The 12,029-nt window shown below is 39.4% G+C and carries 13 protein-coding genes and 2 tRNA genes; 3 read left to right on the plus strand and 12 right to left on the minus strand.

Features of this window, described 5'->3' with window-relative positions:
* Positions 1 to 58 precede the first annotated feature (58 nt).
* Positions 59 to 727 carry a hypothetical protein gene (locus NQ536_RS07225; RefSeq protein ID WP_004852979.1) on the plus strand — a complete coding sequence of 223 codons (669 nt, stop codon included), beginning with the start codon at positions 59 to 61 and terminating at the stop codon, positions 725 to 727.
* A gap of 386 nt (positions 728 to 1,113) precedes the next feature.
* Here the strand turns inward: NQ536_RS07225 and NQ536_RS07230 are convergent, their stop codons facing one another.
* The 10 genes from NQ536_RS07230 to NQ536_RS07275 all read right to left on the minus strand — a co-directional run bounded on the left by NQ536_RS07230 (position 1,114) and on the right by NQ536_RS07275 (position 7,517).
* Positions 1,114 to 1,902, minus strand: a complete 789-nt coding sequence (locus NQ536_RS07230) for a PT domain-containing protein (protein WP_004852980.1) — start codon at positions 1,900 to 1,902, stop codon at positions 1,114 to 1,116.
* Between the two features lie 386 nt (positions 1,903 to 2,288).
* Positions 2,289 to 2,585: a hypothetical protein gene (locus tag NQ536_RS13760; protein WP_044998307.1), complete on the minus strand. Its 297-nt coding sequence runs from the start codon at positions 2,583 to 2,585 to the stop codon at positions 2,289 to 2,291.
* A 5-nt stretch (positions 2,586 to 2,590) separates the two neighbouring features.
* Positions 2,591 to 3,799: a HipA domain-containing protein gene (locus NQ536_RS07240; protein WP_004852983.1), complete on the minus strand. Its 1,209-nt coding sequence runs from the start codon at positions 3,797 to 3,799 to the stop codon at positions 2,591 to 2,593.
* Positions 3,800 to 4,278: 479 nt separating this feature from the next.
* Entirely contained in the window at positions 4,279 to 4,434 is a 156-nt protein-coding gene (locus NQ536_RS07245; RefSeq protein WP_004852984.1) for a hypothetical protein, read from the minus strand.
* Between the two features lie 42 nt (positions 4,435 to 4,476).
* On the minus strand, positions 4,477 to 4,746 hold the full coding sequence (locus NQ536_RS07250; protein WP_044998308.1) for a hypothetical protein: 270 nt from the start codon (positions 4,744 to 4,746) through the stop codon (positions 4,477 to 4,479).
* A gap of 11 nt (positions 4,747 to 4,757) precedes the next feature.
* Positions 4,758 to 5,258 (minus strand): metal-dependent hydrolase, encoded by a 501-nt coding sequence (locus NQ536_RS07255; RefSeq protein WP_004852987.1) that lies wholly within the window; start codon positions 5,256 to 5,258, stop codon positions 4,758 to 4,760.
* Between the two features lie 220 nt (positions 5,259 to 5,478).
* A tRNA-Met gene (locus tag NQ536_RS07260) sits at positions 5,479 to 5,552 on the minus strand.
* Positions 5,553 to 5,564: 12 nt separating this feature from the next.
* Positions 5,565 to 5,637: transfer RNA gene (locus NQ536_RS07265), tRNA-Val, on the minus strand.
* A 154-nt stretch (positions 5,638 to 5,791) separates the two neighbouring features.
* Positions 5,792 to 6,328, minus strand: a complete 537-nt coding sequence (locus NQ536_RS07270) for a DUF1700 domain-containing protein (protein WP_004852988.1) — start codon at positions 6,326 to 6,328, stop codon at positions 5,792 to 5,794.
* A 67-nt stretch (positions 6,329 to 6,395) separates the two neighbouring features.
* Positions 6,396 to 7,517 carry a transglutaminase domain-containing protein gene (locus NQ536_RS07275; RefSeq protein WP_155803887.1) on the minus strand — a complete coding sequence of 374 codons (1,122 nt, stop codon included), beginning with the start codon at positions 7,515 to 7,517 and terminating at the stop codon, positions 6,396 to 6,398.
* Between the two features lie 191 nt (positions 7,518 to 7,708).
* Here NQ536_RS07275 and argH point away from each other — a divergent pair, with 191 nt between their 5' ends.
* Positions 7,709 to 9,118, plus strand: a complete 1,410-nt coding sequence (gene argH, locus NQ536_RS07280; RefSeq protein ID WP_004852991.1) for an argininosuccinate lyase — start codon at positions 7,709 to 7,711, stop codon at positions 9,116 to 9,118.
* Positions 9,119 to 9,124: 6 nt separating this feature from the next.
* Positions 9,125 to 9,322, plus strand: coding sequence for a hypothetical protein (locus tag NQ536_RS07285; protein WP_004852993.1), 198 nt, complete (start codon positions 9,125 to 9,127; stop codon positions 9,320 to 9,322).
* 160 nt (positions 9,323 to 9,482) lie between these two features.
* Here NQ536_RS07285 and sigG read toward each other — a convergent pair whose 3' ends face one another.
* Positions 9,483 to 10,265, minus strand: coding sequence for an RNA polymerase sporulation sigma factor SigG (sigG, locus tag NQ536_RS07290; RefSeq protein WP_004852998.1), 783 nt, complete (start codon positions 10,263 to 10,265; stop codon positions 9,483 to 9,485).
* A gap of 153 nt (positions 10,266 to 10,418) precedes the next feature.
* A complete protein-coding gene (locus tag NQ536_RS07295) occupies positions 10,419 to 12,014 on the minus strand; it encodes a peptide chain release factor 3 (RefSeq protein ID WP_044998309.1) in 1,596 nt (531 codons plus the stop codon).
* Between the last annotated feature and the right edge of the window lie 15 nt (positions 12,015 to 12,029).

Here is a 12,029-nt window from a genome sequence, read left to right on the forward strand (position 1 = left end):
ACACTATATAATGTTTATAGTACCAACAACACACACAACATAATGTGGAAGGCTCAATATGCTTACAATAGATAGAAATTTACCATTAACATTTAACAAAACTTCTCTCGAAATCAATGAGCAAATAAATAGCTATACTTACCTAAAGTATGAACTTGGAAAAGAAGAAGCACTAGTACACTTTCTGAATTTGCGCAAGTTTGAACGCTTACATCACTGCTGCGAGGATATAGAATTCAAAAACAACACCTCCCAAGTACTGTTTCGCGTTCTTATGCCCATCATTCATAACAATAATGCTTACGTTAACTGCGAAAGTTTGATTGATACAGTCGAATCTTCTCACTACACCAAATGCTATGCCCAATCTCGTGAAGAAATGCTACGTGACGCCTTAGATTTGCAATACCCTAGCAATACCTTCTTAAAGAAGATTCTTGCAGTTCTTCGAGTTGAATACACCAATAATTCAGTCGAACGACAGTTATTAACGCTGCTAATAACTCTTTGGTATACACTTAACATCTTTAGCTATCCTTGTTGTCAAAAAGGTTACTCAAACTTAATGGATCATTATAGAACATTTTGCATTCCGACTGGATTCAGCCAGTACGAACTTATGTCTGATCCTATCATAAGTCGCATAAGTAATCTATCTACATTAATTAATGCAAAGCTGGATAAACCAGCGAAAAGTGCTAGCAGCTTTGACACTGCTAGCGCCTGATGTGCAAACATTAACTTTTATAAGTTGAACCAACCAAAGACACATGTTATAGCATACGTCAAAAAGTACACTACATATGGTGTCTAAGAAAGAAGGTTATTATCATGTTTTATTTCTATAATGTAGTTGAAGAAGAAAGTGAATTTCCACCTTTTGAGCGTGGTTATTCATACCAAAAAACGGACTGCCCAGATAATTGTGAAAATCTGAGCAGACGTTAATTAAAGAATGCTAGTTCTTTAATTAAAACCCAGGCGGATTCGATGTAACAGTCGTTTCTGCTTTTAACCGAATCTCAAGCATGATGATAACCAAGACCAGTTCTGCTGGTCTTTTTGTTTACACAGAAAAGAGGTAGTCCCGATTAAAGGACTACCTCCTGTTTTTTATTTTGTAGCACCACAAGTAGAACACTTCTGACCCACTACCTTGGTAACTTCTTTGGTTGTGTATTCTGCATCGTGATGTATTGTATCCCAGCCTGAAACCCAGCTAGCACCCTCATATAACCACTTATGAAAATATTCATCGTAATATTTCTCTCCACAATCACTGATATGAAACTCACCAACATCAGTCTCTCTAGCACCACAGTATGAACACTTGTAGTATTCTACTTCTTCGTCCCAAGCATCTTTAACCTTAACTCTTTCAGTTGTAGTTTCGGTAACATCAACCCAAGTATGCTGGTGCTGTGTTGTAGGAGCTTCTGTAGGAGCCTCAGTTGGCGCCTGAGTAGGAGCTTCTGTTGGTGCTTCAGTATCCGGAACGTATGGTGCTTCTGTTGGGTTATTCCAATCACCATTACCTGAGTTATCTGATGGAGCCTGTGTAGCTTTCTCTGTTGTAGCCTTTGTATTGCTGTCATTCTTAGACTCTGTTGTGATACCACCGCTTACACTGGCTACTTTCTTAGTCTTCTTTGTCGTAGTCTTCTTAGCCTTTTCTGTAGTAGCCTTTTCAGTGGTAGCCTTTGTTGTTGCTTTGGCTAAAGTGGTAGCCTCAGTCGTAAGCTTATTTGTGAAAGCCTTCTTGTCACCTCTACCGGATGCACTTCCCTTTGTGCTACGGAATACTCCGAGGGCTACACCTGATCCTACCACTACTAACAGTAGAATCACTACTGCAATCACAATTACTGCGATCTTCTTTTTCTTGTTGTCGTTGTTCTTCATAATACTCCTCCTTCTTGTGACTTTTTTCAGTCACTACTTCTTAATCATTAGATAATTATATATAAGGATTAAAAAGCCTCATTTAGGTTTTTGTTGACAAGGGCTTGTGTTGCTATTCAGTATCATTCCCTTGATTTGAGAGCTTGATAGAGTCAAAGTAATCTAAATAGCTATACCATGTTTTCTTCTAATACGTAGTGTATCACGTTGAAGAGGAGAGGACAACTACTCATTATTTTCTTGTTTTCAGCTCGACATTGTATTCGAAAAGACATTACCTACAAACATAAAATAGGAGCCGGACTTAACTGACTCCTACCTGTCTCGTTTTAAGGGCATGTATACCTCTATACTATGACCTAGTACAAATCGTAGCAGGTTCATTTCTAAACATCCATAAAGCTATCCATGGTAATAGTATCACTGTCTCTATTGTCATTTTCTTTACTAGCCTTGCTTAACGCTGAATCGACTGTACCAGCGATAATATCTTTTACTTCACTTTCTTTTATACCAAGCTTTTCGCTGATTTCTTTCTCAGAAAGATGCATTTCGTTATAATACAGTTCCACTTTTCCTTTTACAATACCTTTTTCAATGCCCTTTTCAATACCTTTTTCAATACCTTTTTCAATACCCTTTTCAATACCTCTTTCTTCTATTCCTTCGCTCAGATTGCACATAACGTTCATCTCCTCTCTGAATTCTTCAGAATAAGAATAGCTTGTGTTCTCACAAGAGTACTAAGAGCTTCTAAACGCGCCAGCTTAAATGAATAAGGTTCTGTCGTTTTAAACTCAAAATATTTTGCCACAGCTCTAACCTTTTCTATAAGGTCCGGTCGATTTTGTAATATAAAAGCACCTAATTCTATAAATGAATTTCCAAACTTTGACGAACAAGTTGCAGCATATGAATTCAGATTTCCGTCTAAAGAAGGCACCCAGTAAGGAGCTAATGCTAAATTACTGTCGAATATTGGCGCAAACTCTATGGTATTAAAATTATTATTATCAATCAAATACCCAAAATTTCCAGTGTGTCTATCTACATTTAAAGATAAACAATCAAATAATAGCATCACAGAAAGATCATTACAAAAATCAGCTTTTTGTAAAAGCTCCTGATATGAGCTTCCCTCAGAATAATAACGCATAGGAACATAACCAATCTGTTCATTTGTAAAACTGTCACAAACTGAAGCAATCCGTATATTATCCTCTATAGTAGGAGAAACTATTTCTTTCATATACTTACTATTTAGAAACTTATAACCAAATTTGGTATAATCAATTTCACATAGTTCATAAGGCACATATTTTTTATAATCTAAAGCCTCTAAAAGCTGGCAACTAAGTACCTCACTAAAGGGCTCCAAACCTGCGTTATATGCGCCGCTGCCCCCACACTTAATAAGCTTGTCAACACCATCTTGCTTTACCCAGCATTTAGGAAAATTACCATCAGTAGAATATTCAGGTCTCCCCACATGCAAATTAGACTTATCCATATCAGAACAAAACCAAGCTAAATCAAAAACACGTTCTTTGTTGTATGGATTTATTGTATCCCAGGTCATTTTATCGTCAGCACGTTTTATCCATAAGGTATCATTCATAGAAATACCATAATTAGCCAATGCTAAATCAAATCTTTCGCTCAACCCAATATTACTAAGAATTCTCTCTATGGAATCTCTATTAGCTATAATAGTCCTAGAACTGAGAAACGTGTTAATATCTCTGAAGTTTGGTGGGATCTTTTGAATTGATGCTTCATCAATATTAAATATATACCCACTACCTACACTTATTTTATAAAAAACAAGTAATAAATCATCCTTGTTCATTAAGAAATATGATTCTTTCTTATCCGAAAAAAGTGTTAATGGTTTCATAAAATTACCCTTTCTTACTATTCATCACTAAATCAAGATCCATATAAATCATTTGTTATTTTCATCATATCAATTAAGCTCATATCTGCCTATAATTGTGATAAATTGTGTAACCATTTGTAGTGTAGCATGCTGAGATTTTGGCAACAACTACACCTCTTATTGTAACTTATCCAAATCTCCTATACTTCGCAGCTCATCCACGCCAAAAACATACACTTTATCCCCTATAGACTTTCTTATATCAATTAATGTATTATCTATGGCATGAAAACAAAAATCTGTAGTTCTCTTTGTACTAGACTATAAATAAAAATGTCTTTGCAGAAACCTAGCTATATCATCGCTGTTATCATTTATCATTTCACCAATTTTATACTCTATATAATTCACATAATCACCCTTATACAGAGTATAGTCTCCTTTCTCATATTATTCAACTAAAGATAATTTCCACAGATGCAAAATAGGAGCCTCAATTAAGAGACTCGTACCTGTCTTGTTTTTATATGATCCATAGCGGTTTCTTCTGATTTATCATATTTAAATTCCACTATCATTGCAGGTTTTGAACTGTTTCCCGAAAGCGGAATAAACGCCAGATCCGCAAAGCCTTTTCCTGATGACAGTATCACAACTTTTATTCAAAATTATTGTTATTATATGTCCATTACTAATTAAACCATCTCATTACGCAACCACACATAATCGTTAATCAAGTCAATAATAAGTTCGTAGCCGCTACTTAATTGTTTTCTATGTTCTTTACCAAGCTGAACTAGATGGTCAAAATCAGTGCCTAGAGTATCTGCAATAGCTCTAATTTTTGTAGGAGCAATGCACACATCCCCATAACAAATTCGATCAATATCTCTTGCGCTGTACTCCCCAATTGACCTAGGTACTCCTAGGTATTGTAATAATCCTAAACCAAAATCTGTTAACATTGCAACCTCCATTAAGTAAAAATGGGCAGTGATAACACACTGCCCTGGCCTGTATAGCCATAGTTGTTAAGGAGCTCGGCACTCCAAAAAATAGCAGTACACAAATCAAGTATTAGGTGAGACAATAACCCACAAAACAAACCAATCAGACCAAGAAATAAGATATTTGTACTAATTTGATTTAAATTAAAAACAGATTTTCCCAAAATAGACATTATGCATAGCACCCCTGCAATTACACAAGGAGCCACATGAGATTTCACACTCCTGTGTCCTGCTTGTATAATTCTAAAAAAATCCTGTATAACTGAGTTAACTGGATTTGTCTCACCCCTGTTTTTATTATTCTGGTCAAGATCTGGTAATGTACTGGCCCAGGTTGCGTAAGGCAGTATAATACCTAACTGCAATGGCTCCCATACACTGTCAACCAATAACCCTGTCTTCTTCATTAGAATATAGCTACCCAATGCAAAAACATTTCCTTCAACAACATGCGTTTTTCCTGTCATAACTCTCCTTTCACATAAAAAGAGAGTGCTTAAGCACTCTCTTTTAACTTTAACTATTCATCTGTGTTTCCTGTAGTGTTACCTGGTCTAAACTGAACTGCTGTTCTGGCTAAATAGTATTGACAATATTTGTCTCTCCTTTTCTCAAAAATATAATAAATAAGCCATCTTCAGCAAATTAAAAAGAGGCAAAGGACTTAGCCTTCGCCTCACACTAGAGTAGCGAGAGGGGGATTCGAACCCTCGACACTGCGGGTATGAACCGCATGCTCTAGCCAACTGAGCTATCTCGCCATATTTCGTAAATGGGACCTATAGGGCTCGAACCTATGACCCTCTGCTTGTAAGGCAGATGCTCTCCCAGCTGAGCTAAGATCCCATGTTACTTCGTGTCATCGCTGACACCTTTGTTAGTATACTCAAATGACTATGTTTTGTCAACAATTTTTTTGTTTTTTTTTGAATTTTTTTAAACATTGTTTTTCAAGACTATTCTCGTCCCCACATCCACCTAATATACTGATACATACCCTCTAATATCTTCCCCCACCAAATATATATATGATCAGGTTGACGATAAAGAGAATTATCACTACTGGGATTACAACATACCAGACTATTTTAAATCCAATCCATATAACACCTAGCACTATTCCTATGACAAGGGCCGCAGCAAGAACCAGAACTATCGCAGTGAGGACCTTTCCAAGGGTTGAACTGAAATCCAGCTTGCCGTATGCAAAGCTTGTGTTGCCCTCATCATCCACATTTACATGCCAGCCCTTCTGGCTGCTCTCACCGGCCCGGCGATTATTTACACCACCATCGTATGAATCACTCTCGGTGTCGTAATATCTGCCGCTGGCACCCTGCCCCTCTGTATCTATGATGGTCTTGGCTATTATCCTGGCAGAACCGAGAGATGCACATATCTCCTCTTCCGTTCTGCCGGCTTCTTTCTGCTTTTTAAAATAGTCCTCATAATAATTCATAGTGTCATAATATGTCTGAGTGGAGACGCTTCCATCAAGGGCCTCCTTAAGTTCATTCATAAATTCTCTTTTCTTCATATCGAACTCCTTGTCCTGGATATTTTAATCTGATCTATTTATTTTAAAACGTGTATCTTCACACAGATCACCTAAAGTTGAGATACACTACTATAATTTTATACTCACCCATATCTTCTATAGCATAATTTATGGAATTTATATTGCCATAATTATAGAAAAAAGACAAGTCAAAAGTTGCCTCATCCGTCCTTACTGCAGCCTCGACAACTTTGTTTCTTCCTAGCTGTATTTTAACACCTTTAACGTAGTCATCAAAGCACTCATATCTGTAGAATTTCTTTGAATAGAAATTATAGGTATCCTCTGTACATTCTCTGTAGAACTGTTTCTGCCATATATGTGTCCGCTCAAGTACATCATCCGCCACATTAACATATGTGTGTTTAATATAATTTCCCATATCCGGAAGCGAATCATCCCAAGTCAGATCTATATTGTACCACTCACCGCCAAGCGCTACCTGATTCCATGCGTGAAGTCCCTCATCGGTGCTGCCGACAACTATGTCACAGTCAACTCCAAGACAAGACATTATAACGAAGAAGGCCTCCGCATATCCATCACACACGCTCCGTTCCAGCACCAGGGCTCCATATGCCGTATATGCATCATCCTTATTTTCAGGATATCCATAATGACAATTTGAAACTATGTAGTCATGCACTGCCAGTTCCTTGTCAAAATCCGTCATTCCATCAGTTATATATCTATCTATAAATCCATCCACAACATCATAGATACGGAGCGCTCTCTCATTGTCACCCGGTATATCCGTACCATACAAATATTTTCTCACAACATAATAGTTATCTGACAATTCGAAATTGAACTGAATCGCCAGATAATCACCGGATTCGATGATTATGCGGTATGTATCGACCGAGCCATATGCCGAATCAATATATTTGTTGATATTGGGTACATCTTTCTTTTTTACGTTTTTAACAAAATACATTCCTGATTTGCTTCCAGACTCCATATCCTTGACAACAGATGCCCGAAACTCCACAAGTCCATCCAACATCTGGTCACTCTTCAGGACTTCGAAAAAAAACCAGCGAAATCCTATCATCATGATCGCCAGTGCCGCAACAATAATCACAAACAGACCTATCTTCTTCTTTGTCTTCACATATACCTCCATCCTTTTTACCTCTATACCCACTATTATATTATCATCTGCCACTCCCACCTGCAACACCGACTGTCAAAACTATGATAAACACTCACTTTGTTTCAGGTTGATTATAAATCTCCAATGTTGTAAAATGTACACGTTGTCTAGAATTTACAAGCTGCACTGAGAATATGCTCACAGCTTCAAACGTTTTTTCCTGAACAGCACTTTACTATAATCTAAAGAAAAGAGGATTTAATATGGCTCAGCTCTGGGGCGGACGCTTCACAAAAGAAACAGATAAACTAGTATACAATTTCAACGCTTCTATCTCATTTGATCAAAAGTTCTACAGACAGGATATTCGCGGAAGTATTGCTCATGTAACAATGCTTGCTGCATCTGGCATTCTTACAGACATTGAGAGAGACCAGATCATCGCCGGACTGAATGGAATCTTAAACGATGTTGAGAATGGCAGCTTACAGATCACCTCTGAATACGAGGATATACACAGCTTTGTTGAAGCCAATCTCATCGACAGGATTGGCGACGTAGGTAAAAAGCTTCACACTGGTCGAAGCAGAAACGATCAGGTTGCCCTTGATATGAAGCTTTACGTAAGAGATGAGATCGTTGAGCTCAAGAAACTGATCTTCAAGCTTATGAGCACGATCCATGTACTTATGAAGGAACATATAGACACTTATATGCCAGGATTTACTCATTTGCAGAAGGCTCAGCCTATAACTCTGGCTCACCATTTGGGCGCATATATGGAGATGTTCAAGCGCGACTACGACAGAATGAACGATATATACGACAGAATGAACTACTGTCCTCTCGGATCAGGGGCTCTTGCCGGAACCACATATCCGCTCGACAGAGAACTCACTGCATCTCTTTTGGATTTCTACGGTCCAACGCTCAACAGCATGGATTCTGTTGCCGACAGAGACTACTGCATAGAACTACTGTCCGCAATGTCCACTATTATGATGCACCTATCCCGTTTCTCTGAGGAGATAATCATTTGGAATTCAAATGAATACCAGTTCGTTGAGCTTGATGACTCTTATAGTACAGGAAGCTCGATCATGCCTCAGAAAAAGAATCCAGATATAGCTGAACTTGTAAGAGGCAAGACAGGAAGAGTGTACGGAGCTCTCACGTCTCTCCTAACAACCATGAAGGGAATACCACTTGCGTACAACAAGGACATGCAGGAGGACAAGGAGCTTACTTTTGATGCTATCGACACTGTCAAGGGCTGTCTTGCACTGTTCACTGGAATGATCGCAACCATGACAGTCAACAAACCTAAAATGGAAGCCTCAGCCAAGAACGGTTTTACAAATGCAACAGACGCCGCAGACTATCTTGTAAACCATGGTGTTCCTTTTCGTGATGCCCACGGAATCGTAGGTCAGCTCGTTCTCAAGTGTATAGATGAGAATATTTCTCTCGACCAGCTAAGCCTCGACGAATACAAGGCCATCTGCCCGGTATTTGAAGATGACATCTACACCGCCATAAGCATGGAGGAGTGTGTTCAGAAACGTAACACCATCGGAGCTCCGGGACATACTGCAATGCAGAACGTCATAGATACAAATGGCAATTTTTTAAAATGGGCTGAGAAGGATATCATAAACCACAACAAGGAGTGATCATATATGAATAAAACCACAAAGGCCAAATACGATATGGCCGAAAAGATGCTCAAAGTCAACATATCCCTCGATGAGGTCGCTCTGATGACCGAACTTCCGATGGAGACTCTGAAGGAGATCGAGAAAGAGATACAGAAAGACGGTCTCGTCACAAGACAGGATGTAAAGGATGTAGATCTCGATTCTGGTTATCTCATATAAACTGGCACCAGATACCATAAGACATCTAGTATCATCTTTTTTATTTAACATTTCAAGCAGAAACAGCAGTCCTCATCTCGCAATTTCGCATGACGGCTGCTGTTTCTGCTTTTTGTATATGCTTTTATGTGTACTTTAAATCCGGTTATAATCGAATTTCCTATTTATCCTCTAGATATCTACGAAGGCTTTTTATGGCATTCTTCTCAAGGCGACTCACCTGTGCCTGGGATATACTTATCTCCTCAGCCACCTCTGTCTGAGTCTTTCCCTCAAAAAATCTCAGCCTTACGATATTTTTCTCCCTGTCACACAGCCTGCCCATAGCTTCCCTGAGATCAAGATTTTCCACCCACAGTTCTTCTCTACTCTTACCATCCTTTATCTGATCCATTATATACAACGTATCTCCACCCTCCTGGTACACCGGCTCATAAAGTGACAAAGGGGCTGATATTGCGTCAAGTGACATAACGATATCTTCCTTAGGTATACTTATCTCCTCCGCTATCTCTTCTATCGTAGGTTCCTTATCCCTAGTCTTTTGCAGATTCTCCTTCGCGTATATCGCTTTGTACGCTATATCGCGGAGGGAACGTGACACCCTTATCGCATTGTTGTCTCTCAGATATCTCCTACATTCCCCTATTATCATAGGTACGGCATAAGTACTGAATTTAACGTTGAGGCTCCTGTCAAAGTTGTCAAGTGCCTTTATGAGACCTATACATCCAACCTGAAAAAGGTCGTCAGGATTCTCATTTGAACTTCCAAATCTCTGTATCACGCTGAGAACAAGTCGAAGATTTCCTTCTATGAACTCATCCCTCGCAGATTCATCCCCCTGCTCCATTCTGTCAAACAGCTTGTTCTTTTCATCCTCTGTAAGATATGGTAATTTTGATGTATTTACACCGCATATAACCACTCTGTTACCCGCCATATCAAAGCCCTCCAAGTGTTATCTGTCTAACACTAGGATTTGCACATTACAGAGCGTTTATTCATATAAATCGCGAAAAAGACTGTGGGCTGGCACGTCAGCCTCACAGTCTTTTCTATATGTTTAAATATCAATGAAAATATTCACTTTTCCCTAGTTCTTGCGGAATTCCTCAAGTTCAAGCCCTTCATTATGCTGAAGCACCTGATCAATGACCCATTCATTTGCAAACAGGAGAAGTGGATTGCCCTTCATGTCCTTAACCTTCTTGACATCGCTAACTCTCTTGAGCTTTGTCACATCTACGGTCGGATCCTTCACCCATCTGATGAAGTTATATGGGATAGGCTCAAGTCTGATCTCACAGCCATACTCATTCTCCAGCCTGTACTTGAGTACATCAAACTGCAGCACGCCGACAACTCCCACTATGATCTCGGAAAGTCCCGCGGTGTACTCCTGGAATATCTGGATAGCTCCCTCCTGGGCAATCTGCGTAACACCCTTTACAAACTGCTTTCGCTTCATACTGTTGAGCTGTACAACTCTGCAGAAATGCTCAGGGGCAAATGTAGGAATGCCATCATACTCAAACTTCTTACCGCCTGTTGTGAGTGTATCACCTATGGAGAACAGATCCGGATCAAATACGCCTATAACATCCCCAGCATAAGCCTCCTCTACTATCTTTCTATCCTGTGCCATTAGCTGCTGTGGCTGGGAAAGCTTGATCTTTCTCTTGCTGGCCGCATGGTATACTTCCATACCAGCTTCAAATTTGCCGGAGCATATTCTCATGAACGCGATTCTATCTCTGTGCGCCTTGTTCATATTCGCCTGTATCTTGAACACAAAAGCCGAGAAAGGCTCTGTCACAGGATCTATAATCCCCTCAGATGAATTACGCCCAAGCGGAGGCGTTGTCATCTGCAGGAAATAATTCAGGAACTGCTCAATACCAAATGTATTGAGTGCGGAACCAAAGAATACAGGTGATAGTTCTCCAGCCCTGACTTTCTCTATATCCATCTCATCTGTTGCTCCGTCGATGAGCTCTATCTCCTCCTTGAACTGTTCATACAGATATGGTCCAACCAGCTTCTTGAGTTCATCATCATCAATGTGGTAATCAGTCTCAGCCGCTTTTTTCGCTCCACCTGTGGATATAGCCTGAAATGTTGAAACAACCTGTGTCTTTCTGTCATACACGCCCTTAAACTCTTTACCGGAACCTATAGGCCAGTTTACGGGGCATGTCTTTATACCGAGGACTGTCTCTATATCATCGAGAAGTTCAAATGTATCTCTTGCATCTCTATCCATCTTATTAATAAATGTGAATATAGGAATATGTCTCATGACACAAACCTTAAAAAGCTTTATTGTCTGAGCCTCAACACCCTTTGACGCATCAATGACCATGACAGCTGAGTCAGCAGCCATGAGGGTTCGGTAGGTATCCTCCGAGAAATCCTGGTGTCCTGGAGTATCAAGGATGTTTATACAGTAACCATCATAGTTGAACTGTAAAACAGACGAAGTAACAGAAATACCTCTCTCCTTCTCTATATCCATCCAGTCGGACACTGCATATTTTGAGTTTGCTTTTCCTTTTACTGAACCGGCTGTATTGATGGCTCCTCCAAAAAGCAGGAACTTCTCTGTAAGTGTCGTCTTACCGGCATCAGGATGTGAAATTATGGCAAATGTCCTTCTTCTGTTTATCTCTTCTCTTAACTTGTCATCCATTATCTTTTCCTCATA

This window comes from Coprococcus eutactus (assembly GCF_025149915.1).
Lineage (GTDB): Bacteria > Bacillota > Clostridia > Lachnospirales > Lachnospiraceae > Coprococcus > Coprococcus eutactus.

Excerpts from the sequence above, each read along its gene's own strand:
- NQ536_RS07225 (WP_004852979.1), top strand. The coding sequence starts at position 59 with ATGCTTACAATAGATAGAAATTTACCATTAACATTTAACAAAACTTCT.
- NQ536_RS07230 (WP_004852980.1), bottom strand. The coding sequence starts at position 1,902 with ATGAAGAACAACGACAACAAGAAAAAGAAGATCGCAGTAATTGTGATT.
- NQ536_RS13760 (WP_044998307.1), bottom strand. The coding sequence starts at position 2,585 with ATGTGCAATCTGAGCGAAGGAATAGAAGAAAGAGGTATTGAAAAGGGT.
- NQ536_RS07240 (WP_004852983.1), bottom strand. The coding sequence starts at position 3,799 with ATGAAACCATTAACACTTTTTTCGGATAAGAAAGAATCATATTTCTTA.
- NQ536_RS07250 (WP_044998308.1), bottom strand. The coding sequence starts at position 4,746 with ATGTTAACAGATTTTGGTTTAGGATTATTACAATACCTAGGAGTACCT.
- NQ536_RS07255 (WP_004852987.1), bottom strand. The coding sequence starts at position 5,258 with ATGACAGGAAAAACGCATGTTGTTGAAGGAAATGTTTTTGCATTGGGT.
- NQ536_RS07270 (WP_004852988.1), bottom strand. The coding sequence starts at position 6,328 with ATGAAGAAAAGAGAATTTATGAATGAACTTAAGGAGGCCCTTGATGGA.
- argH (WP_004852991.1), top strand. The coding sequence starts at position 7,709 with ATGGCTCAGCTCTGGGGCGGACGCTTCACAAAAGAAACAGATAAACTA.
- NQ536_RS07285 (WP_004852993.1), top strand. The coding sequence starts at position 9,125 with ATGAATAAAACCACAAAGGCCAAATACGATATGGCCGAAAAGATGCTC.
- sigG (WP_004852998.1), bottom strand. The coding sequence starts at position 10,265 with ATGGCGGGTAACAGAGTGGTTATATGCGGTGTAAATACATCAAAATTA.
- NQ536_RS07295 (WP_044998309.1), bottom strand. The coding sequence starts at position 12,014 with ATGGATGACAAGTTAAGAGAAGAGATAAACAGAAGAAGGACATTTGCC.